The 21,424-nt window shown below is 69.5% G+C and carries 26 protein-coding genes; 15 read left to right on the top strand and 11 right to left on the bottom strand.

The window, feature by feature from the left end; all coding sequences use genetic code 11:
• Window positions 1-12 precede the first annotated feature (12 nt).
• Window positions 13-351 carry a helix-turn-helix transcriptional regulator gene (locus ACIBO2_RS57005; RefSeq protein WP_358554472.1) on the top strand — a complete coding sequence of 113 codons (339 nt, stop codon included), beginning with the start codon at window positions 13-15 and terminating at the stop codon, window positions 349-351.
• Entirely contained in the window at window positions 333-914 is a 582-nt protein-coding gene (locus ACIBO2_RS57000) for a permease prefix domain 1-containing protein (protein ID WP_397305199.1), read from the top strand. Before ACIBO2_RS57005 ends, ACIBO2_RS57000 begins: the two co-directional genes overlap by 19 nt.
• 30 nt (window positions 915-944) lie before the next feature.
• On the opposite strand, the gene ACIBO2_RS56995 is transcribed toward ACIBO2_RS57000, so the two are convergent.
• Window positions 945-1,502: a DUF305 domain-containing protein gene (locus ACIBO2_RS56995; protein WP_397305198.1), complete on the bottom strand. Its 558-nt coding sequence runs from the start codon at window positions 1,500-1,502 to the stop codon at window positions 945-947.
• Between the two features lie 484 nt (window positions 1,503-1,986).
• Between ACIBO2_RS56995 and ACIBO2_RS56990 the strand changes: the two genes are divergently transcribed.
• The 7 genes from ACIBO2_RS56990 (at window position 1,987) to ACIBO2_RS56960 (ending at window position 5,876) form a co-directional block, all read left to right on the top strand.
• Window positions 1,987-2,334 (top strand): metalloregulator ArsR/SmtB family transcription factor, encoded by a 348-nt coding sequence (locus ACIBO2_RS56990; protein ID WP_358554463.1) that lies wholly within the window; start codon window positions 1,987-1,989, stop codon window positions 2,332-2,334.
• Entirely contained in the window at window positions 2,331-3,053 is a 723-nt protein-coding gene (locus tag ACIBO2_RS56985; RefSeq protein ID WP_358554460.1) for an MIP/aquaporin family protein, read from the top strand. Before ACIBO2_RS56990 ends, ACIBO2_RS56985 begins: the two co-directional genes overlap by 4 nt.
• A gap of 47 nt (window positions 3,054-3,100) precedes the next feature.
• Entirely contained in the window at window positions 3,101-3,487 is a 387-nt protein-coding gene (locus ACIBO2_RS56980; RefSeq protein WP_358554457.1) for a phosphotyrosine protein phosphatase, read from the top strand.
• 31 nt (window positions 3,488-3,518) lie between these two features.
• A complete protein-coding gene (locus tag ACIBO2_RS56975; RefSeq protein ID WP_358554454.1) occupies window positions 3,519-3,923 on the top strand; it encodes an arsenate reductase ArsC in 405 nt (134 codons plus the stop codon).
• Between the two features lie 65 nt (window positions 3,924-3,988).
• On the top strand, window positions 3,989-4,798 hold the full coding sequence (locus ACIBO2_RS56970; RefSeq protein WP_397305197.1) for a hypothetical protein: 810 nt from the start codon (window positions 3,989-3,991) through the stop codon (window positions 4,796-4,798).
• 60 nt (window positions 4,799-4,858) lie between these two features.
• Window positions 4,859-5,449, top strand: a complete 591-nt coding sequence (locus tag ACIBO2_RS56965) for a hypothetical protein (protein ID WP_397305196.1) — start codon at window positions 4,859-4,861, stop codon at window positions 5,447-5,449.
• A gap of 37 nt (window positions 5,450-5,486) precedes the next feature.
• Window positions 5,487-5,876 (top strand): hypothetical protein, encoded by a 390-nt coding sequence (locus ACIBO2_RS56960; protein ID WP_397305195.1) that lies wholly within the window; start codon window positions 5,487-5,489, stop codon window positions 5,874-5,876.
• A gap of 206 nt (window positions 5,877-6,082) precedes the next feature.
• On the opposite strand, the gene ACIBO2_RS56955 is transcribed toward ACIBO2_RS56960, so the two are convergent.
• The 4 genes from ACIBO2_RS56955 to ACIBO2_RS56940 all read right to left on the bottom strand — a co-directional run bounded on the left by ACIBO2_RS56955 (window position 6,083) and on the right by ACIBO2_RS56940 (window position 9,546).
• Window positions 6,083-6,463 carry a metalloregulator ArsR/SmtB family transcription factor gene (locus ACIBO2_RS56955; RefSeq protein ID WP_358554445.1) on the bottom strand — a complete coding sequence of 127 codons (381 nt, stop codon included), beginning with the start codon at window positions 6,461-6,463 and terminating at the stop codon, window positions 6,083-6,085.
• 109 nt (window positions 6,464-6,572) lie between these two features.
• Window positions 6,573-6,761, bottom strand: coding sequence for a hypothetical protein (locus tag ACIBO2_RS56950; RefSeq protein ID WP_358554442.1), 189 nt, complete (start codon window positions 6,759-6,761; stop codon window positions 6,573-6,575).
• Window positions 6,762-6,912: 151 nt separating this feature from the next.
• On the bottom strand, window positions 6,913-8,310 hold the full coding sequence (locus tag ACIBO2_RS56945) for an FAD-dependent oxidoreductase (RefSeq protein WP_397305194.1): 1,398 nt from the start codon (window positions 8,308-8,310) through the stop codon (window positions 6,913-6,915).
• Window positions 8,311-8,460: 150 nt separating this feature from the next.
• The gene (locus ACIBO2_RS56940; protein ID WP_397305193.1) at window positions 8,461-9,546 is read right to left on the bottom strand and encodes a flavin-containing monooxygenase; all 1,086 of its coding nucleotides are present in this window, start codon (window positions 9,544-9,546) and stop codon (window positions 8,461-8,463) included.
• Between the two features lie 79 nt (window positions 9,547-9,625).
• On the opposite strand from ACIBO2_RS56940, the gene ACIBO2_RS56935 reads away from it, so the two are divergent.
• Complete coding sequence (locus tag ACIBO2_RS56935) at window positions 9,626-9,976, top strand: metalloregulator ArsR/SmtB family transcription factor (RefSeq protein WP_358554435.1); 351 nt, start codon at window positions 9,626-9,628, stop codon at window positions 9,974-9,976.
• 133 nt (window positions 9,977-10,109) lie between these two features.
• Here ACIBO2_RS56935 and ACIBO2_RS56930 read toward each other — a convergent pair whose 3' ends face one another.
• Both ACIBO2_RS56930 and ACIBO2_RS56925 read right to left on the bottom strand, forming a co-directional pair.
• Window positions 10,110-11,564 (bottom strand): Tn3 family transposase, encoded by a 1,455-nt coding sequence (locus ACIBO2_RS56930; protein WP_397305192.1) that lies wholly within the window; start codon window positions 11,562-11,564, stop codon window positions 10,110-10,112.
• Window positions 11,519-11,857 (bottom strand): hypothetical protein, encoded by a 339-nt coding sequence (locus ACIBO2_RS56925; RefSeq protein WP_397305191.1) that lies wholly within the window; start codon window positions 11,855-11,857, stop codon window positions 11,519-11,521. Before ACIBO2_RS56925 ends, ACIBO2_RS56930 begins: the two co-directional genes overlap by 46 nt.
• A 243-nt stretch (window positions 11,858-12,100) precedes the next feature.
• On the opposite strand from ACIBO2_RS56925, the gene ACIBO2_RS56920 reads away from it, so the two are divergent.
• Together ACIBO2_RS56920 and ACIBO2_RS56915 are read left to right on the top strand one after the other, a co-directional pair.
• Window positions 12,101-12,370, top strand: a complete 270-nt coding sequence (locus tag ACIBO2_RS56920; RefSeq protein ID WP_397305190.1) for a hypothetical protein — start codon at window positions 12,101-12,103, stop codon at window positions 12,368-12,370.
• A 71-nt stretch (window positions 12,371-12,441) separates the two neighbouring features.
• Window positions 12,442-13,128, top strand: coding sequence for a hypothetical protein (locus ACIBO2_RS56915; protein ID WP_397305189.1), 687 nt, complete (start codon window positions 12,442-12,444; stop codon window positions 13,126-13,128).
• Between the two features lie 24 nt (window positions 13,129-13,152).
• On the opposite strand, the gene ACIBO2_RS56910 is transcribed toward ACIBO2_RS56915, so the two are convergent.
• From ACIBO2_RS56910 to dacB, 3 genes are all read right to left on the bottom strand, one after another.
• Complete coding sequence (locus tag ACIBO2_RS56910; protein ID WP_358554426.1) at window positions 13,153-14,295, bottom strand: serine hydrolase domain-containing protein; 1,143 nt, start codon at window positions 14,293-14,295, stop codon at window positions 13,153-13,155.
• A 61-nt stretch (window positions 14,296-14,356) separates the two neighbouring features.
• Window positions 14,357-15,544: a serine hydrolase domain-containing protein gene (locus ACIBO2_RS56905; protein ID WP_397305188.1), complete on the bottom strand. Its 1,188-nt coding sequence runs from the start codon at window positions 15,542-15,544 to the stop codon at window positions 14,357-14,359.
• The gene (gene dacB / locus ACIBO2_RS56900; RefSeq protein WP_397305187.1) at window positions 15,541-17,124 is read right to left on the bottom strand and encodes a D-alanyl-D-alanine carboxypeptidase/D-alanyl-D-alanine-endopeptidase; all 1,584 of its coding nucleotides are present in this window, start codon (window positions 17,122-17,124) and stop codon (window positions 15,541-15,543) included. The genes ACIBO2_RS56905 and dacB overlap by 4 nt, the downstream gene beginning before the upstream one ends.
• A 627-nt stretch (window positions 17,125-17,751) precedes the next feature.
• Between dacB and ACIBO2_RS56895 the strand changes: the two genes are divergently transcribed.
• Together ACIBO2_RS56895 and ACIBO2_RS56890 are read left to right on the top strand one after the other, a co-directional pair.
• Window positions 17,752-18,666: a universal stress protein gene (locus tag ACIBO2_RS56895; RefSeq protein WP_397305186.1), complete on the top strand. Its 915-nt coding sequence runs from the start codon at window positions 17,752-17,754 to the stop codon at window positions 18,664-18,666.
• Complete coding sequence (locus ACIBO2_RS56890; RefSeq protein WP_358554416.1) at window positions 18,608-18,946, top strand: pyridoxamine 5'-phosphate oxidase family protein; 339 nt, start codon at window positions 18,608-18,610, stop codon at window positions 18,944-18,946. The genes ACIBO2_RS56895 and ACIBO2_RS56890 overlap by 59 nt, the downstream gene beginning before the upstream one ends.
• On the opposite strand, the gene ACIBO2_RS56885 is transcribed toward ACIBO2_RS56890, so the two are convergent.
• Window positions 18,927-19,643: a CBS domain-containing protein gene (locus ACIBO2_RS56885; RefSeq protein ID WP_397305185.1), complete on the bottom strand. Its 717-nt coding sequence runs from the start codon at window positions 19,641-19,643 to the stop codon at window positions 18,927-18,929. The two genes, ACIBO2_RS56890 and ACIBO2_RS56885, sit on opposite strands and share 20 nt — an antisense overlap.
• A 348-nt stretch (window positions 19,644-19,991) precedes the next feature.
• Between ACIBO2_RS56885 and ACIBO2_RS56880 the strand changes: the two genes are divergently transcribed.
• Window positions 19,992-21,377 carry a wax ester/triacylglycerol synthase domain-containing protein gene (locus ACIBO2_RS56880; RefSeq protein ID WP_358554410.1) on the top strand — a complete coding sequence of 462 codons (1,386 nt, stop codon included), beginning with the start codon at window positions 19,992-19,994 and terminating at the stop codon, window positions 21,375-21,377.
• Window positions 21,378-21,424 lie beyond the last annotated feature (47 nt).

Genomic DNA, 21,424 nt, shown 5'->3' with positions numbered 1-21,424 from the left:
GCGTTACTACCTATGAGAGCCGAAGCGCTCAAAGGACACCTCGACGGACTGCTACTGGCCGCCCTGGAAGACGGTCCCCGGCATGGGTACGCAGCCAAGGAGGCTCTGCGCGAGGCCACCGAAGGCCGCATCGACCTGCCCACCGGCACCGTCTATCCGGCGCTGCACCGCCTGGAGCGCGCTGGACTGATCACCGGTAGCTGGTCAGTCGTCAGCGGACGCCGCCGACGAAGCTACGAGTTGACCCCCGCCGGCCGCTCCGCGCTCGGCGGCGAGCGGGCCACCTGGCAGGAGTTCGCCACCGCGATCAACGCGGCCCTGGGAGCACGGCCATGGCCGGCCACCCACTGATCACCGCCGAACTGGACGCGCTCGCGCAGCGGCTGCCGCCCCAGGCCGTAGAAGAACTCGCCGACGGACTGGCCGAAGCCTACGAACATCAATTGCACGAGCACGGCGATCCCGAGGCGGCCGCGCGGGCGGCCATAGCCGAGTTCGGCGACGCCGACACGATCTCGGCTGCCTTCTGCGGCCAAGCACCGTGGCGACGGACCGCGCTGACCCTGCTGGCCACCGGCCCGGTCATGGCCGCCGTGTGGGCGGCCACGCTGGCAATCGGCCAGGCATGGACATGGCCGCTGCCGGCTGCGGCCAAGGCCGTGTACGGCATGACGCTCGTGGTGGTCGTCGGTTTGCTGGCCGTGGTGATCCGTGAACGGCGGGCCTATCGGCGTGGACGGGTGCGGGCCGTCGGGGCGGCGGTCGGGCTGCTGATTCTGGACGGTCTGATGCTGGCCACGCTCGCCCTCCTTGTGCCCGTCCCGGTTTGGCCGATGGCCTTGGCCGTACCCGCGAGCCTGATCCGGATCCTGCTCACCGTCCGAACCCTGCCAACCATGCTCTCCTCCGGCTGACCGCACTGCTACAGGAGACGGGGCAGACGTTCAGCAGCAAAGGCGGCAACCTGGGGGTGCGGGACGCCGCCGTGCATGAGCAGGTGCTGGGACATCATGACCGCCATCATGTGATGCGGGATCATGTCGCAGAGAAACATTCTCATCCAGGGCATCGCCGGACAGCTTGGACAGATCGCGCATCATCGGCCGATAGCCGGTTACTGGCGAATGCCGGCGATACCAGGTGGCCAGCCACGTGTTCATCGTGGCGATCTCGGCACTTTGCGTGGTGACGATCGAGGCGCCCAGGGTGCGGATCTGTGCACGGCCCGAGCGCTGAAGCTGGCGGGCGGCAGCCACCGCCTCCTGATGGTGGGCCACCATACGGCGCAGATAGTCGGCCTCGTCACTCACGGCCACGCCGTGCATCGAGCCGCCCGGCCCCATCATGCCCCCGGCGGTCGGGCAGACGATGGGGTGCCCGGCCGCTTGCTGCAGGGTGGCCCCCCTGGCAGCCGCGCCAGCGGCCGCCGTTGCGATGCCGGTCGCCGCGGTGGCTGCCAGGACCGTGCCTGCCGCGATCCCGGCCAGTATCGAACGTTTCATCTCGGCCCCAACCCCTTTTGCCGAGGGCATCCTTCTACCCAGGCTGAGGGGAGCTCGCTGCACCGGTACAGGATCGTAGGACCCGTGATGACCAGGACCAACGCCGCCACCACAGATGGCCCTTTTGGGTGCCGCAGGTCTGGGCAGCCCTGCGCCGCCGACCGCCTCCGGCTCAGAGCGTGGGGACATGGATGATGCGGACGTCGGACCGGCTGGAGGTGGTACGGCAGGCGTCGGAGGCGCGGAAGAGTTCGGCGCGACCCGCAACGGCGGCGAGCGACAGAGCAGCGTATCGGCCGCCACCACGGCGTCTGGCGTGATGTCGTCTTCATAAAACGGCGCAGCCAGGCCATCTGATCAGGGAAGAAGGCGCCCCCGCTGCGAGCGCGTCCACTTGTTGTTCATCCCTCCGCCACTGGACGGACATCGATAGCTGCCAATATCGGTTCCCATCGATATCGATCGTTACCGATAGGGACTGGTCATGGAGGAATTGAACCTGCTGGAGTGCTGCTCACCAATGGCGCGTGAGCCCCTCGGCGAGCCGGAGGCAGCCGCTCTCGCGCGGGCCTTCAAGGCGCTCGGGGATCCGGTGCGGCTGCGCATCATTTCGATCGTGGCCAGCCACGGGGGTGGCGAGGCGTGCGTGTGCGACCTGACCGCGAGTTTCGAGGTGGGCCAGCCGACGATCAGCCACCACCTCAAGGTGTTGAAGGATGCGGGGCTGCTGACCTCCGAGCGGCGCGCCTCGTGGGTGTACTACCGCGTCGTGCCCGACCGGCTGGCCCAGCTGTCCGCGCTGCTCCACCTCCCCGCGGAGGTGGCCCAGTGATCCCCCTGCCGCGCAGGCTGCTGGCGGAGTTCCTCGGCACCGCGCTGCTGGTGACCGTGGTGGTGGGCTCCGGAATCATGGCCCAGACCTTGTCCCCGCATGACGTCGGCCTGCAGTTGCTGGAGAACTCCACCGCCACCGTCTTCGGCCTGGCCGTGCTCATCGTCACGCTCGGCCCCGTCTCCGGCGCCCACTTCAACCCCGTCGTCTCCCTGGCCGACTGGTGGCAGGGCCGACAGGGCGGCGCGGGCCTGTCAGGGGGCGAGCTCGGCGGCTACATCACCGTCCAGGTCCTCGGCGCCATCGCCGGATCCATCCTGGCCAACGCCATGTTCGACAAACCCGCGATCACCTGGTCCACCCACGAGCGCGCCAGCGCCCACCTGTGGCTGGGCGAACTGGTCGCCACCGCGGGGCTGCTCCTGGTCATCTTCTGCCTGGCTCGAACCGGGCGTACGGCGGTCGCGCCGGCGGCGGTGGCCGGCTACATCGGAGCGGCGTACTGGTTCACCTCCTCCACCAGCTTCGCCAACCCCGCCGTCACGATCGGCCGGGCCTTCTCCGACACCTTCGCCGGCATCGCCCCCACCTCGGTGCCCGGCTTCATCGCCGCCCAGCTCATGGGCGGCGCCGTCGGGCTGCTGCTGGTGCACGGCTTGTTCGGCCGGCCGCGGGCGGGCACCCCCGAGCCGGTCTTCCCGCACCCGCAATCTCGGTGAGTGGGGTGCCGTTGACGAACGGCGAACCCACCGACATGTAGCTGAGCGTGACGAACTTCGGGCCGGCTTCACCGAGGGTGCTCGCGATGGGCTTCTTCCAGCACCTGGCCGGCGAGCGCGCGGTGGCCTGGTCCGGCGGCTCGGAGTTCGCCAGCGAGATCAACCCCGCCGCAGTGGCATCCATGGCCGAACGGGACATCGACATCTCCCGCGAATTCCCCAAGCCCTGGACCGAGGAGGTCATCCGCGCCGCCAACGTCGTCGTCACGATGGGCTGTGGCGACGCCTGCCCCGTCTACCCCGGCAAGCGCTACCTCGACTGGGAACTGGACGACCCGGCGGGCAAAAGCGTGCAGGACGTGCGGCCCATCCGTGACGAGATCGAACGCCGCGTCCGCCACCTCCTCGACGACCTTGAAGTCCCCGCGACCTGAAGCCAGACCACCCCAAGGAAGGTATCCACCCGTGAGCGACACCCCCACCGTCCTGTTCGTCTGCGTCCACAATGCCGGCCGCTCCCAGATGGCCGCCGGCTGGCTACGCCATCTCGCCGCCGATCGCATCGAGGTCCGATCGGCGGGCTCGGCGCCCGCCGATCACATCAACCCGGTTGCGGTCGAGGCCATGCGCGAAGTCGGCATCGACATCACCGACCAGCAGCCCAAGATCCTCAGCGTCGACGCGGTCGAAGCCTCGGACGCGGTCATCACCATGGGCTGCGGCGACGCCTGCCCGATCTTCCCCGGCAAGCGGTATGAGGACTGGAAGCTCGACGACCCGGCCGGGCAGGGCATCGAGGCCGTCCGGGCGATCCGGGACCAGATCAAGGAACGCGTCGGCAAGCTGATGGTCGATCTGCTGCCCGCCTGACAATCGGCCGCAGGACCGGGGAAACCGTCTCGCACCACGGCCGGGGGCTGCGTACCGTCCCAGAGGTGGATACCAACGAACAGCGGGATCTGCGCCGGCTGATCAGCTGGCTGGAGCGCATCGAGCCGTGGCAGCAGCTCACCGGTGAGGACTCGCGTGCCTGGCAGGCCGACCCTCGGAGCTCTCTGGCCGGTGACGGTGCCAAGACCGACCCCTTTCAGGTGTCCCATGCCGTCTGGCACGCGTTGACCGTGTCGGTGGATCATCTGGGTTGTCTGCGCTCGTCTTTGCTGGGTGATCTGCATGGTGAGTACCGCGAGGTGCGTATTCACACACACGCCCAGTCCTCGCTGCTGCGCGGGGCGATCGAGAACGCGGCCCGTGCGGTCTGGCTGCTGGGTCCGAAGGACCGGCTGACTCGGGTGAGCCGCCGCCTGGGGTTACAAGCCAAGGAGACCAAGGACTCCTTTCGCATGCGGGCCCTGACCCAGCAACCCGCATCGCAGACTCAGCAGGAGCGACTGCAGCGTCTGACCGATCTGCTCGTCGCGGCGGGCCTGACCGAGGAGCAGGTCAAGGCCACGGTAAAGACGACGCCCAGCTACACCGAGATCGTGCGCGGCGCGGGCGAGCAGACCACGCTGGGAGCCGACCTGACGCAGCTGGTGTGGAGCGGCTGCAGCGCGCTGGCCCACGGCGACGCCTACGGCACGTTGGCGATGCTGGACAAGGACATCGTGGCGCGCAACCAGGACATGGCGCTCGTGCGCGTCACCGGTTCGATCAGCGGCCTGTATTGGTGCACCGTCGCGGCCGTGCTCATGGTCCAACAGGGGTTCGAGCTGCTGCAGGCACGCAGCCTCTCCTACCGCTGAACCGAGCTCCCGTGCCTGCTGACGGCCGCGAGCGAGCGGTATGAGGGCCTGGCGGCGGCGTTGACCGACGTCGATCCGTTCTACCGGTACGAGTTCGAGGTGCGCGAAGGGCAGGTGACCGAGCAACCCTGGGACGCGGACGTGCACCGCGACGAGCTGACCGCCTTCGTGCGCTACCGGCAGCTCAACGACCAGCGCTACCTGGTGATGCGCCTGGTGGCGCGAGCGGTGGAGTCGTTTCGGCTACGCCCGATCACCGGGTCGTTCAGCCTTCAGGTCCCCGTCGATTCGGCCGAGCAGCAGGTGGTGGAGGAGTTCCTCCAGTACGGAGCCCCCTTCGCCGACATCGGCGGCGCGATCACCCACACCTCGGGACCGCCTGGACTGCCCAGCGAGTCGGGTCCTGGCAGATTGACTTTCATCGTCGCCGCCAGCGCGGCCGGTGATCGTCCTGACCTGGAGGTCCGCCTGATCGGCCCCGACAACGACGTGCTGCACACCCTGGACCTGGTCGGCGTGCGCGCCTCGCGCGGCGTGGACGGCCCCGGCGTCTGGCTGGCCGGCCACGACCCCAGCGGCCTGCTGCATCTGCACTTCCTGGTCAACGCCGGCGACCACGACACCTTCCGTCTGAACGTGGACCCTGGATGACCTGGCCGGCAAGACACCGACCGACGTGCTGCCGGCGATGCGCCTGCTCACGGATTTCGTCCCGGAGAACACGGTCCTGCTGGCCGTGCGCGGCGGTCCGGCGTATGCGCCCCGCTGGCAGCCCAAGGAGTCCGGGCCGGCGATGCGCGTCCGCCGACAGGTCCGCATCCTCCAAGCGCTGCAGGTGATTCAGGCCCACAGCTACCAGCGCATTGTGATCCCGGAGCCGAGCCGCACCTCCGATGAAGAGCTCAGGCAGCTTGTGCATCTGGCCCGGCTGCTGCGGGGCCCTCAGATCGAGGCGACCTGGACGTATGCGGATTTCCCGATCCCGCCGACGCCGGCCCACCGCCCGCCGAGGGCGAATTCCCGGTCGCCGTCATGCACGAGCTGCACGCGAAGCCGGGCGGACGCCAGATCCCCTTGAGCATGTACCGGTGTGTCACCTACCTCGCCGCGCGGATCGCCGACCCCGCCGAAGCGGCAGCGGCCCAGGGCGGTGACAGCATCCGGCTGCTGCCAGGCTCCACCAACAGAGCCATCATCACCGCGGTATCGGCCGCCGAGGCCATCGCCGCCCTCGCCGCGCGGAACGTCACGCCGCCGAACGGATGTCTGGCGGTCGGCCGGGGCTCAAACGTGCGCGGGCTCGCTCAGCGGGGTGAACAGCGCACCGAGCCGGGCCACCTGCGCCGGGACAATCCAGTAGTAGACCCAGGTGCCGCGCCGCTCGCCGCCAATCAGTCCAGCGGTGCGCAGCACCTTCAGGTGGTGGCTGATGGTGGGCGCGGTCAGGTCGAAGACGTCGGTCAGGTCGCACACGCACGCCTCGCCACCGGGATGGGAGCCGATCATCGACAGCAGCCGCAGCCGGACGGGATCGGCCACGGCCTTAAGCAGCGCGGCCAGCTCGGCCGCGTCGTCTTCGGTGAGTGGCTCGCGGGCGATCGGCGCGCAGCATGGCCCGGCCTGCACGTCCTTGCTCGGGGCGAGGGGCAGGGTGGTGGGGGTCATGCGAGAGCCTCCGGTCCGGGCTGATGGTTCGATATCTGGCTAAATGATAGGCGGTGGGAGGCGGCCAGTGACGCGGCGGCGATCAGACAGGTGAGCGTGGCGGCAGCCATCACCACCCGTACCCGGCGGTCTGGGCCATGGTCAGGGCGGCGGGGGTGCTGGCCTTGGTGGTCTGGGGGATGGCCAGCGCCGCCACCAGCCGCCACCCCTCGCCAGGGACGCGGACGGGCCGGGCGACGGCGCCTTGCCCGTTGCTCGATGGCGCAGCGGTGACCGAATCGGCATCGGTGACGCTCACGAGGCATCCAGACACTCCAGCAAGTATGCGGTCAGCCGGTCGCCGGGCCTCGCCATCTGGAAAGCCCCGGCCAGACCCGACACCTGCCGGGGTGCGGCGGGCATGACGTACCTCCGTCAAACGGGTACGGCTGTCGCGTGCTGGGGACGGGTCAGCCGCAGCAACCGCCGCCCTGAGGCGCACCGACAGTCGCCAGCGGCAGTGGGGTGCCCAACAGACCGCCGCTGATCCCGGTGGCCAGGCCAACCCGCTGCTCCTGGGCTTCGGCCAGGCTGGAGGAGCACACCCCGGTCTCGGGCAGGTCCAGTTGCACGTCCCGGGCGGCCTCCCAGTCGCCGGCCAGGGCTGCGACGACCGAGCGCGCCTGCTCGTAGCCGGTAGCCAGCAGGAAGGTGGGGGCGCGGCCGTAGCTCTTGACCCCCACCGCGTAGTAGCCGGGTTCGGGGTGGGCCAGTTCGTCCGCCCCGTGCGGCGGGACGGTGCCACAAGAATGTGCGTTGGGGTCGATCAGCGGGGCCAGCGTGCGGGTGGAGCCGAGGATCGAATCCAGATCGAGACGGAGCTCACCGGCGATGGCGTGGTCGGGCCGGTAGCCGGTGGCAGCCACGATGCGCTCAGCGGTGATGGTCTGCTCGGCGCCGGCCGGGTCGCGGCTGATCACCCGCACCTGCTCGCCGTCGCGTTCGATGGCGTGGGTGAAGAAGCCGGTCACCAAGCGGATACGGCCGCTTTCGACGTGGGCGTGCAGACGGGTGCCGAGCGCTCCGCGGGCGGGCAACGCGTCGGCCTCGCCGCCACCGTAGGTGCGGCTGGCGTTGCCCGCGCGAATAGCCCAGGTGATCGGAGTGTCGTCGAGCTGGGCGAGGGCGAGCAGGGTGGTGGCGGCCGAGTGGCCGGCGCCGACGACCAGGACATGCCGGCCCGCGTACCGGTCGCGGTCGGCGCCGAGCACGTCGGGCAGCGCGTGGTCGACCAGGTCTGCCGCGTCCGTCTCGCCGTAGGCGGGCAGGCCGCTCGCGCCCAGCACACTCGGGGTGGCGTAGGTGCCGGAGGCGTCGATGACGGCGCGGGCGTGCAGCTCGGTTCCGTCTGTCAGGCGGATCAGGAACGGCGCCGCCTCACGGCCGGTGGTGCGGACCCGGTCGTAGCCGAGCCTGCTGATCGCGGTCACCTGCGCGCCCAGGCGGACCCTGTCGCCGAACAGCTTGGCCAGCGGCGCCACGTAGTCATCGATCAGCTCGGCACCTGTCGGCAGCCATTCGGGGTCGGGTGCGCTCCAGCCATCGGCCTCCAGCAGGCGACGGGCGGCGGAGTCGATGTTGTACCTCCACGGGCTGAACACTCGGACGTGGCTCCACTTGGCTACCGACGCGCCCGCCTGCGTGCCCGCCTCCAGCACCACGAAGTCGAGACCCCGCTCGGTCAGGTGGGCTGCCGCCGCCAGCCCGACTGGGCCCGCGCCGATGACTGCGATGGGCAGGTCATCGGGCCGTGCGGCCTGACGGCTGGGCTCCAGTTCGACGGCGGTGGGCCCGCAGCATCCGCTCATGGCGCATCTCCTCATCGGTTCTCGCGAGCCCGGAGACCCGCGCTGTTTCGAAGTTTGTCTAAGTAAGCTCGTCGGCAGGATGCCCGACAACTTAGATCCATGTCAAATTAGAGACATGTCTAATCAAGCGACCAAAGGAGGCGCGGCAGCTCAGGCGCGGACATGCTTTCGGTGGCCACGCAGGTGCCGGCCGAGAGCGGCCACGACGCGCCGGGCGTCGGCGCCGACACCGCGCAGCGTGTTGGAGGAGGGGGTGCGCTGCCACTCCAAGCCCAGGTATCCCAGGCCGCCATGTGTGAGGGACAGGCCCCGGCGCTGGCGTGGGCGGCCATCGGCTGTCAGTGCGCCCAGCCCGGCCAGATAGGGTAGATCCGGCTGGTAGCCGGTGGCCAGCAGCACCGCATCGACGCGTTCACGCCCGCCGTCGGGCCAGGTCACCTGATCACCGTCCAGGCGCGTGAACATCGCTCGGCGCCGATAGCGGTCCTCGCGCAGCGCCTGGCGGTAGCGACCGTCGTCCAGTACGGGCGAGGCGGGCGGATGCTCCGCGCGGGCCAGCGGCAGCCGGTCGAACCCGGTCACGCGGAACCAGAAATGCAGGTCCCGCCCCAGCGGGCGCTGCTGTACGAACCGGATCGGCGTTCGGCTGGCGAGCGTCACCCGGCGCTGGCCGGCCAGCTCGTAGGCGACCTGGACCGCCGAGTTGCCCGCCCCGACCACGATGACGTGCTCACCGGGTAGTGAGGCCGGAGAGCGGTAGTCGGCAACATGCAAGACCTGGCCGGTGAAGGTGCCCAGACCGGGCAAGGCGGGCCGGTGCGGGCGGCCGAAAGAACCGCTGGCCGCGATCAGGATGCCGGCGCTCAGCCGTTCGCCGCCCTCCAGCCGCACGGCGAACCCCTCCTCACCGGCTTCGGCCGTGCTCACACGGGCGTCGGTGCGCAGCTCGGCGCCGCGCTCGATCAGGGCGGCGGCATAGCGCTCCAGATAGGAGACCACTTCGTCGCGGCGCGGGTAGCGCTCGGGATCCCCGTCGAAGCCCATGCCGGGCAGGCTGCTGTAGCGAGCGGGCGAGAACAGGGCGAGGCTGTCGTAGTAGCGCGGCCAGGACCCGGCCGTCCGGCCGGAGGCTTCCAGTAGCAGGGGGCGTAGTCCGTGCTCAAGGGCGGCGTGCGCGGCGGCCAGGCCGGACTGTCCGGCCCCGACGATCAGGATGCGGTCGTTGTCGTTGGGCATGCCGCAGAACGTACCGTCATTTTCTAATATGTCAATAAGTTGGTATGAGGGTAGAGTGCAGCGGCAGAAGGGAGCCCGTATGGCCGAGAGCACGACATCACCAGCCGCAACCTCGCCAGCCGCCACGGCGGGCACCGCGTGCGCGCCGCAGCTGCCGCAGGCCGCCCAGGACTTCCTCAAGGCCTTGGCCAACCCCGGACGCCAGCAGATCATGCTGCTGTTCGCCCAGGGCGCCGAGCTGTCGGTCAACCAGGTCGCCGAACGCGCCGGCATCAGCCAGTCCGCCGCCTCCCAGCAACTCGCCCTGCTCCGTCGCGGCGGCATCGCCACCTCCCGCCGCGACGGCAAGGAAGTGCTGTATCGGGGCGATCGCGACGGCGTCGCCCGCATCCTCGGCGACCTGCAGGACTATCTACGCTTTTGCTGCTGAACCGTTGGCCGATGCGGGCCAGCTGGTCCGCGTTGGTCCGAGAGGCTGACACACCGCAGCAGGGGCACAGAGCGTTCAGCATGATCAAGCGTGTGTCACTCCTGGCCCTCAGCCTCCCCGTTGTCTACCGGCTTCAGGGACAAGTCCCAGCCATGCTTGGCTGCCAGAGGGGCGAGCAGGGCGCGTAGCCGGTTGATGCGGGCGGCGGCGTCGGGCCCGCGCGCATCCGCCGGTAGGCCTCCACGTGGATCACCTGGAGCAGGTGCAACATCTTAAAGACGCGGCCGTAGGCGGCGAAAGCGCCACCCAGGCCGGTCGCCTCCCGCCGGCGGTCATCATCTTGATCAGTCGTAGGCACGGACCTGGCCGGTGGCCAGCGAACCGGCGACCCGCACCATTTCATCCCATTCGCGCACGATCGCGGGCAGTGACACCCGACGCAGCGGCAACGCGTTGAAGGCGCCCCAGCCGTTGACGGCGTTGTGGTCGCGGGTGATGCCGCCCTGCAGCATCGCACATCGATCCACCACAGCTGAGTGTCGGTGATGTCGGCGTGACGCGGCGCGAACTGATAGCCGCAGGCGGCGAACATGCCATAGACGATGTCGCTGTAGCTACCCTGATCGGTCGTGATGACCTCGGGATGCTCGGCCGCGTCCAGGCGGTGGATGGCGTCCAGGATGTACAGCGAATCGCGCAGCGTGCCGGGCACCACCAGCCCGCCCAGCCCCGTCACCTTGGCCGACACGGTGTTCAGCCACGTGGTCCCGTGCGGCCGCTTGCCGACCCCGAAACACAGGGGTGAGGGGCGGGCGTGCAAGGAGCGCACCGGGACTACGAACCGCAGCCCATCGGTGGAGGCGACCATCCCGCCGCCCCAGTCCGCCGTGATCGGGATGCCGGCCTGGGATTTCATCAGCACCGCCGAGGCGGCGCCGATGCCCTCGCCGTGGAAGTAGCCCTTCTCCACCCCGATCAGCCGGTGCTCACCCAGCGCGGCCGTGCCGGGCTGGACGACCGGCGTCAATCCGATGTTGCGGGACCGGGCGACCAGCAGCGCCGCCAGCGACAGGTCCAGATCCTCACGGCGGGCCTGCGACCCGGACAGGTGCGGCATCGCGTCCAGGAACCCGGTGCGGGCGTTGACCTCCAGCAGCAGCTCCAGATAGACGATGCGGGGCAGCATCGCCGCGAACGCGTCATGCACCGCGGCGAACTCCTCCGGCGGCGGGGCGGCCTCCAGCCGTGCCGGCGATAGCTTCCCATTCTTGATCTCAGCCGCGTCGTTGGCCTCCAGGCCCGCGCCGACCTGCCGGAAGGCATCGTTCAGCAGCTCGGCGAGCTCGGCCAGGTGCTCGCGGGGATCGGCCGGCAGGTCCAGCGCCCGCAGCACCGTGTCCCGCTCGGCCGCCCACAGCCGCGGCTCGATCAGGCGCACCCGCAGATCGCCCCACTTGCCCGCGCCGACCGCGTACACATCCCGTCGGCGCAGCGCGTCGTGCAGCGCCTCCAGCACGCAGAACACGTAGGCGGGCCGGTCGATCAGCGACGCCTCCAGCTTCGGCCTGTGAAGACCAGCCGCCGCCACGATCCCGTCACCAACTCCTGGAAGCCCTTGATGTGCTCGATGCCGGGCTTGCGCGCGGTCATCAGCTTCGGCAGTGCGCGCAGCGCCGCCAGGATCGGCGAGCCGGCCGCCGTACCTCCCAAGGGAATCACCGCGGCCAGCAGCTCGATGAACGGCCGCACCGTGGCGTACCGGTCAACCAGCGCGGCCAGCCACTCCGCCTCACCGTCGCCGTCGTCCTCGGCCGGCGGCACCAGCGCCCGCACCGTCTCCACCGCGGCCGCCAGGTCCCCACGCGAGACGACCTGCTCCACCGCCGCCATCATCTCCGGGATCGACGCCGGCGCGGCCTTGTCGCCGGGGGCGCTCCCGCAGCACCACCGCCAAGGCCGCCGCCATCCGCGCGGCCGCCGTCTTCAGCTTCGGGAAGGTTTTCAGCTTCTCCTTGTCGCTCTTGCGGACCGCGCCCGACAGCAGCTTCGCCGACATCAGCAGGTCGAACAGCAGCAGCGCACCGTCCGCCGCGCACGCCGGTGACCAAGCCGTCGGGGACAGGGATGAGCGACGCGCTGGATCGCACCTCCTACGTGCTGGGGCTGGGCGCCGGGGTGGTGGATCTGTCGGCGGTGGCGACGGTGAAGCTGGCCGAGCTGGCCTCCTATGGGCTGCATGCCAAGGCCGCGAAGATCAAGCAGTTGCAGGGTGAGCGCGGGTGGCGACGCCGGTGGCCACCGTGCGGGAGCTGGAGACCTCGTCGGACCTGCGCCTCGGCATCGGCGAAGTCGCGAAACCCCAGCAGGTCCCGGATCTCCCACGCGTGCTCGTAATGGGTCATCCGCCACGAAGGCCCCGTACCGGCGGACCTGCTCAGCCGACAGATACTCCGCAGACACAATCGGTGACGTTACGACCGCTTGGAGCTACTACCGCTCGGTACAGCAACGACTGGTACATCCTGCCGTGCGACGTGCCGACCGGCACGTTCGCGGCGATACAGAGGCTCGCGGTGACCGATGTGTTCGGCGCCCGCCGCTGGATCACCCCCGCCGGCGCGGGCGCCGAACACGACTGGCAGCAATGGTCGATGTACGTCCACGGCGACGCGCCCGGCCTCCTGCTGCCGCCGGGAACGCCGAAGGTGGCCGACGGCCCGGCGCTGGAGGAGGTCCAGCTGGCCCGGGACGAGAACGCCAACATGGTGTGGGGCATCGAGCAGACCGTCCGCATGCCCACCGGGGACCCGCGCCCCGGCGCGGAGGCCGCCGCCGAGACCCTCGCCTTCCGCCGCCGGCTGCGCCCGCCGACCCGGCTCGACGACTCTCGGGCGGCGCTCGCGTACCGGGTGATGAGCTTGGTCCCGGAGCACTGGATCCCGTTCATCCCGGTCCACGTCCCCGGCGACAACCGCAGCGTGCAACTGCAGCGCGCCCCTCTCACGGGCACCCGCCTAACGGCCGCGTACAACCGCACCCGCACCCGGACCGGCCAGGTGATCGTCTGGCTCACCGTGCGGCGGGACACCGGCCGCGGCGGGCGCTCCAGCGGTCTGGCCTTCGACCTGCTGACCGACACCACACCCCAGTGACCTACGGGCTGCTGAAACGTGGCTTCAGTTCACCGGGCAGAGCACCGCCTCGACGGCCTTGATCATCGCGGGGATGACGCTGCGGGTGTCGGCGGTGCTCACCGTGACGGATATGGCGAACTGGCGCCGGCCGTCGGCCGAGGCGAAGGTCAACGCGGTCAGGCCGGGTGCCGACCCGCCGGGCATGTCACCTTTCACTTTTCCTCCGCACAGGCCCGATCCTTGCTGCCCGCCTCCGCCCGCAGGGGGTGGGGTGAGGATCTGCCGCAGTGATGGCGGCAGCAGCTTGCCCTGTGTGAAGGCTCGCTGGAAGGCGCTGACGTCGTGCGTGGTGGAGACCACACCTCCGGCTCCGTTGCCGTAACTGGCGTTGAACCGGTGCACGTCGCGCAGCCTGCCGGTGGCGTCAGGGTAGTACCCGTGCCCGTGCGGGCCCTTGATGCCCTGCGGAGGCTTGGTGAGCTGGTAGGTCCGGGTCATGCCCAGCGGGCGGAACAGACGCCGCTTGAGCTCGTCCGCCAGAGTGCGGCCGCTCACCCTCTCGATGATCATGCCGATGAGGGTGTAGTTGGTGTTGGAGTAGGCGAACTTCTCGCCGGGTTCCCCGGTGCGTGGCCACCCGCGGGTCATCTTCACCATGTCGATCGGCCGGTAGTAGGTAGTGAAGTCGAAGACGTCGAACGCCGGCGTCGTTGAGGAGCCCTTGTGGAACCAGTCGGGGATGCCGGACGTGTGCTGGATCAACTGCCGCACGGTGATCTCGTCGGCCAGCTCCACCAGCCCGTCGGCGGCCACCTCGGGCAGCAGGTCGCCGAGTTTGTCGTCCAGGCCGAGCCGGCCCTCCTCGACCAGTTGGAGCAGCACGGTGGCCACCATCTGCTTGGACTGTGATCCGATGCGGAACCGGGAGTTCGCGGGAATCGTGCCTCCCTTGCCGTCGAGCAGCCGGGAGCCCGCGGACCCCTGGCCGGCCGGTTCGCCGTCCAGGTACACCCCGCCGATGGCGCCGACCACGCCGGGAGTCTTGGCCAGGGCGTCCATCGCCTGCTGAACGTCCCCTGTCGCAGCGCTGCGAGTTGAGCCTGCGATGGCCGGCGAGGTGGCGGCCAGCAGCAGGGTCGCCGCGGTCGCGGCGGTGATGGCGCGGACAACGGTCGCGTGATTCAAAGGAACAACTCCCTCAGAGTCGAATATGTCGGGAAATGGCGCCGGCACTCGGCCGGGCGTATCAGGTGATGATCTGGCGTGCCATCTCGACGATGGGGGCTATGGGGGTGTCGTAGTTGCCGAGGATCATCGCCACCCAGTCCTGGCCTGGGAAGGTGTCCAGGTTGTTGGCGGCGCCGGCGGAGCCGCCGGAGTGGCCGACGACGTGCCGGCCGTTGACGATGGCGTCGATGAAGCCGTAGCCGTAGAACAGGTGCTGGCGGGTGAGGCCCTGCTGTTCTGACAGAGGCATGATCATCTTCGCCGTGGTGAACAGTTCGGCATAGGCCGGGCTGAGCAGCGTCCCGTTCCGCAGGGCGCGCACGAAGCCGAGCACGTCGGTGGCGCTGCAGTAGGCGCCGCGATGCGGGCCGCCGACGAACGGGAAGAAGTCGCTGGTGGTGAAGTCGACACGCGGGCCGGACCGCTGGGTGGCATAGGGGCGTGCGATGGTCGGGTCGGCCGTCACCTGGGGCTTGGTGAAGAAGTCGGAGCGGGTCATCCCGGCCGGCGTGAAGATGTGCTCGCGGACATAGTCGTGGTAGGACCGTCCTGACACCGTGGCCACGATCTCGCCGAGCAGGAAGAAGCCGTCGTTGCTGTAGCGGTACTGGGTACCGGGGGTGAACTGCGGCGGCAGCGCGCGAATGGCCTTGGCGGTGCCGTCCCACAGCTTCTGGACCGTGTCCCATTCCGGTCTGGTCGGCGGTTCCGTGCCGACGGCCGGCCTGCCGATGCCGGAGGTGTGCGTCAGCAACTGGTGGACGGTGACGGTCTGGCCGATCTCCGCCGGGAACCCCTGGAGATAGGCGCCGATCTTCTCGTGGAAAGCGATCTTTCCTTGCTGCGCGAGCTGGGCGACCGCCACAGCGGTGAAGGTCTTGGTCACCGACGCGAGATCGAAACGGGTGTCCAACCGGTTGGGAAGGGACGCGGCCTTGTTCGCCATGCCGTAGGCGCGGCGCAGCACCGGCCTGCCCCGGTAGGCCAGCAGCACGACGCCGGAGAACAGGTCTTTGGCGGCCTGGTCGGCGACGAAACGGTCGAACTTTCCGCCGGGCCGCAGATCCGCGGGTATCGAGCGGGAGGTCGAGGCCTCCGCCTGCGCGGGCCGGCCGGCCGCGAGCAGGCCGGCCGCGACCGGAACGCTGCTCAGCAGGCCCAGTACCGAGCGCCGGGAGGTACGCGAGGTCGATGGTTCGTGGGTCATGAAAGGCTCGTCTCGTTGTAAACGACTGTCGCGATCTCGCCCAGCGCCTGGCCCGCGACCGTGAGGAGATCGGCGGAGGCGGCTTCCTGCTCCATGAACGCGGCGAACGCCGCCCAGGAGCCGTCGGGAAGCTCGATGTATCCGGCCAGCGCCTTGGCGAGCAGCGGCTTGCCGGTGGCGGGGGAGGTCGTGCCGGCTGTGCCGGTCTTGGCGTAGACATGCCCCGCGGCGGGCGAGTCCACCTGAACGCCGGCCAAGGTCCCGTCTCTGCCCATGATGGGCATGGCCCGGTGGAAGGCGTGGAAGTACGGCTGTCGCGCCATGTGGCGGAGGAATCCGATGAAGAAGTCGGGCGTGTATTTCACTTCGGAGGCGCCCGGCGGGTTCGGGTCCAGTCCGGCCTGCCGGAAGAGCCGGCTCTGGAGTTCGTCGCCCCGCTGCTTGGCGTTGCGCGCCTCGTGTCCGGCGATCGCCCCGACCAGATAGGGGAAGTGGACGGTATGCACGTTCGAACTCACCTTGAGCATGACCTTCACCTCCTCCGACAACGGCGGTGAGACGTGCTCCACCAGGAGGCTGCGGGTCTTGTCGTCCGCCACCCGTCGGTCGCGGTCCGTTGCTGCCCGCCGGTCGGCGTCCACGCCTACCCCGGCGCCCTGGAGTGCGTGGGTGAAGGCGATCTCGGCGAAACGCGTCGGCTCGGGCACGTGGTAGGCGATGAACTGCTCCTGGCCGCCGAGCACGGCGTCGCCGGCCAGTCGCACCTGACGCGTACCGTCCGGGTTAGCGGCGTCGCCGGTGAGCGTCAGCCGTCGCGCGTCGGCCGTGCCCGCGGCGATGGTGGTCACCTCGTTGATGATCCGTACGTACCCGAGGTCCGGAGACAGCCGCACGAGCCCCGGAGCGCCCACCCGCGCCCCTGGCCGTACCGACACGTCCACGACGTTGTCGTTGACCATCATGGGGGACACCGCCGCCTTCATGCCGTCGCTGAAGATGTCCTCCAGCCCTTGGCGGAACAGCGAGGCGTCGACCAGGACGCCGCCTTCGACGCGGCGGATCCCCTGGGCTCTCACCTGGCGAGCGAGGTCCCGGAGAGTGCCCAGCGGGTCGCCGGCGAGCCGCTTCGCGTTGTAGGTGTGGTCGGGATCCGGCAGGGAAAGCCTGCCGCCGCGCTGGACGCGGCCGCCCAGCAGCAGGTCCCCGCCCGCCACCAGGACCAGATCGCCCTTCAGGACGCCCCGCACGATCGGGCCCGTGCGATGCAGCCGGGTACGGAAACGGTATCCGTCGCCCAGTGTCGAGAAGGCGGTGCCGGCGGGGAAGATTTTGAACGAGGACCCCGCGATGAACAACTGGTCTGTGTTCATCGCATAGAGGTCTTCACCCGAATGCAGCGAACAGAACCTCATGCCCCAGCGAGAGCCCTGGAACTCAGGCCTGCGGATGATGTCCTGGATTCTGGCGGCGACGGCGGGACCGCCTGTCCCGCTCTGGCCCAGGGGAATCGGATGGAAGACGCCAAAGCCGGATGGGCCGCCCACGCTTCCTAACGGAAGTGCCCCCAGCAGGCCAAGCATCCTTCGCCTGGACCATGCCGGCGGCGATGACGATGATCGGTATCGAGTCATGCGGACATGCAACACAGCGGCGTGTTTCCTCACCGTTTCCGCCGCCGCGCTACCCCCTGAGCGCACGAGGTCCCCGGCGGGCGCGACCTTGGGCGTCCAGGAACCCGGTCCAGGCAGCTCCGGCAGGTCGATGCGGGGCAGCATGGCCTGGCAGGTCGCCCGCAGCCACCCCGCGGCGACGGCGGGGCGAACACAATCCCTAGAAGTCTCAGAAGCCGACGTGGGCGATGATCTCCAGCACGAACGGCGCGGCGACGACGAGGACGGCGATGACGATCAGCAGCGCGATCACGTTGCCGACGAAGCTCGACCGGCCGGACCGGTCCGGCGCGGGTGAGCCCGTACTCCCGAATCGAGATCAATGATCCGTACTCACGACCACCTGTCGATGCGCTGGCCTGCTGGTTAGACGCTTAGCGCTAATACTGGCGAGTAGAGTCCCGGCTCCCCGTCCCCAACCCCGCGGCCTTCGGTCATATCAGGGACGAAAGTCCCGGGGAAGTCGAGAGGGACGACTCTAAGCGGCACCGCATGCTCGGACGATGGTGAGAGGACAGCGTCCGAGCGGAGGCAATCATGAGGAATCAGCTGGGTGTGGTAGTCGGCTACGAGAACTCGCCGTCGGCGCAGGAGGCCCTGCGGTGGGGCGCGGCGGAGGCGGCCGCCAGGAAGGTGCCGCTGACAGTGTGCCGCGCGTGGGAGTGGCCCTACCACGAATGGCCGGGCGAGCTGGTGCCGCTCGAGCTGGAACGCCGCCCGGCACAGCGGCTGCTCAAGGACGCCGCCGCATGGGTCGGGCGCCACTATCCAAAGGTGCCGCTCAACACGCTCACCGACAGGGGCCTGCCGGGCGTGATCTTGACCGCTCTGTCTAGGGACGCGGAGCTGATCATGGTGGGCACCCGCGGCTACGGAGCACTCGCAGGACTGGTCGCGGGCTCGGTGAGCGCCCACGTCGCAGCGTACGCTTCCTGCCCGGTGATCGTCATGCGCGAGGTCCCGGACGAACGCGAGGTACTGGTCGGCTTCGACGGCTCACCGCCGTCCGTGGCCGCCCTGGGCTTCGCCGCCATGGAAGCGCACCGGCTGGCGGCGCCGCTCAAGACACTGATCGCCTACCGCGAGCGGGGCAGGGAAGCGGGCATGGGGGAACCCCGCATCGAAGCCCAGGGGCTCGCCTGGCATGAGCTCATCTCCTGGCAGCGCAGGTATCCCGAGCTCCAGGCCGATGTCGAATTCGTCGACGAGCCCGCGCGCCCCGCGCTGTTGGAGGCGGCGCGGAAGGCGCGCCTGCTGGTGGTGGGCGCCCGTGGCCTGGGAGAGGTCAGAGGGCTGCTGCTCGGCTCCGTGAGCCAGGCCGTACTGCATCAGGCGCCATGCCCGGTCGCCGTGGTGCACGCATCACGAAGGACGACTTCGCTTCTGAGCCCAGATGGGGACGACCGGCCCTGTCCGCGACCCGATACCGCATCGCCTGATCGGACCGGATGACCTGAGGGCGTTTGCCAGGCGATCCGCCTCGGAGGCCGTGGTGGCGTTCGAGGCGGACCATCTGGACGTCGAGGAGCACCTGGGCTGGAGCGTCGTCGTCACGGGCGTCGCTCGGCTGGTGAAGGATCCCGCGGAGGCGGCCCGCTACAAGGACATCTTTCACCCCTGGGTGGCCGGTGAGATGGATCAGGTAATCCGCATCCGTCCAGAGATCATCACCGGCTTCGAGCTGGTCCCGGCCGCTGTCTCGGACGAGAGGTTCACGAACGATCCCAGATGACAGGCAGTTCCAGGACGTCGTCTTCCTGCCAGGTGAGAGCTCTTCGCACGTCGACGATCCCGTCCAACCCTTCGGCCGTGCGGACGGCGGCGGCCGCCTCGCTGCGCTTGCCCGTGTGGCCGGACAGCGTGACGATGCCGTTGTGGACCTCCACGATGATCCCGTCGCGGTCGTTCCACCGGGCATGCGAGGGGATGCCCTCGACGACGCGGCGCCTGATCTCGTCATCGTCGCGCAGGTACATCCTGAGCAGGTCCCGTCTGCTGACGATGCCTTGCAGCCTTCCCTCGGCATCGACCACGATCAGCCGCTTGACGCCGCACTCGTCCATGATGCGTGCGGCCCTTGAGGTGGAGGCGGATGGGGCGACGGTCACCGCGGGCGCGGTCATCAGGTCGGCCGCGGTATCCCCGGCAGCCTTCCTTCTCCCACCCTCGACCTGACCAGTCATCCGCCGACGCAACCGGGCGCGCAGCGGCGGCTGGTAGCTTTCGCCGCAGTACTGCTCCCGGAACTCCTCCTTGCGCATCAGGTCTCCCTCGGACACCACGCCAAGGACCTGCTCATCGCCGTCCACCACGGGCACGGCGCTTATGCCGTTCGCCACCAAGACCTCGGCGACGTCCTTGAACAAGGTGTCCGCCATGACCGAGGTGACCTGGGCGGTCATGACATCCCTCACTGTGGTCCGCATCATGGACCCTCCTTCCGATCCTCCCTTCCATGAGATCGCCATCCGCTGCGCCATCGTAGGGACGAAAGCCCTCGGCCCCGCCTCCTTTGGAAACGCCGAAAGTCCCAAGTCGGCGCACGGCCGGCGCCGCTGCCGCCGGTCAACCCACGAGGCCGGGGGAGGGACCGCGGCCTGCGCCGGCGATCCCTCTGTGAGGTTGGACCCATCAGACCATGACCAAGGTCCCTAGGCCGCGGATGCGGCTCCGGAAACCATCGGAGAGGAGCCTCGCCTGGCTCTTGCGACCCGCAGGCGATGCCACCGCCAACGGCCGTTTCACGCGGTGCGGGCGGACAGGTGAAGGAGGGATCGATGAGGGAGACGAAAGGCCGGGAGGTGATGCCGGCCCAAGCCGATGTGGACCGCGCCGGCGCCGGCGACCTGTTCAACCTCGCGGTCGATGTCGGCCCCGTTCCTATGCAGGTCGGCGCGTGCCTGATCCTCGATATCGGACCCCGCTTCGACCTGAAGCGGGCGCGGCGGCTCATCGCCGAGCGTGTCGGCGCGGTGCCGCGGCTGCGGCAACGGCTGGTGCCGGCCCCGCCAGGGTGCGGGCGGCCGCTTTGGATCGACGATCCGGCTTTCGACATCGACCACCATCTCCACGTCGTCGCATGCCCGCCGCCCGGCGACGATGACGCTCTGCTCGACCTTGCCGCCGCGGTGATCGGCCTGCCGCTCGCGCCGGCCAAGTCCTTGTGGTCGGTGACTCTGGTGACCGGACTGGCCGGCCATCGGCTCGGGATGATCGTCTGCTTCCACCATGTACTCGCCGACGGCCTCGGTGGTCTGGCCGTGCTCGGCTGTCTCGTGGACGGGGCCCCCACGGCGGTACCGCGGGCGTTCCCCCTCCCAGCACCGTCACTCCGCCGGATCGCCGCCGACGCGTGGACCGCCCGGTTGCGCATGCTCGCCCGTCTGCCTCACGCCGGACGCGCCATCAGGCGCGCCGCCACCGAGCTCGGAGCTCCGCGGCGGGTGGCGCGTTCCTCGCTGAACGAGCCCGTCGGTGCGGAACAGCGCATCGCGACGGTCACCGCGCGACTCGACGACGTCCGCCGGTTCGCACACGCCCACGGCGGCACCGTCAACGACGCCATGCTGTCCGTGATCACCGGTGCCGTGCGTACGCTGCTGGACGGCCGCGGGGAGAGCATCCCCGACTTGGTGGTCTCCGTGCCGGTGTCGGCACGGGGAACTGCCACGACGGCCCGGCTCGGCAACCAGATCGGGGTCATGCCCGTCCGCCTGCCCACCGAGGGCGACCTCGGACAACGGCTCGAACGGATCGCGACGATCACCCGGGCCAGAAAGTCGACAGCCCCGGGAGCCTCGGCCGAACTGCTCGCCAACGCAGGCCGTCTGCTCGCCCGCCTGCACCTGGTGGGCCGGCTGTTCGAGCATCAGCGCCTCATTCACACCGCGGTGACGAACCTGCGGGGGCCGCAGGAGCCGCTGTCCTTCGGCGGCGCGGGCGTTCTCACGATCATCCCGATCTCCCTCGCCCGGGGAAATGTGCCCGTGGCCTTCAGCGTGCTCTCCTACGTGGGCACGCTGGTCATCACGATTGTGGCCGACGTCGGCCGGACACCTGACCTGCCCGTCCTCACCGGCGCGCTGCGGGAGGAACTGACGGTGATGCGTCGCACCGCTCCCGGAGTGGATAGGGACCAAGGTCCTGGCGTATCGGTGGCTTAAGCCTCGGTACCTGAACCGCTGGTGCTGGTGTGCTGGTGATGATCGTA

Source organism: Nonomuraea sp. NPDC050022 (genome assembly GCF_044460705.1).
Taxonomy (GTDB): Bacteria; Actinomycetota; Actinomycetes; order Streptosporangiales; family Streptosporangiaceae; genus Nonomuraea.
Note: the sequence above shows the minus strand (reverse complement) of the source record. Positions and strands in the feature narration are given on the sequence as shown.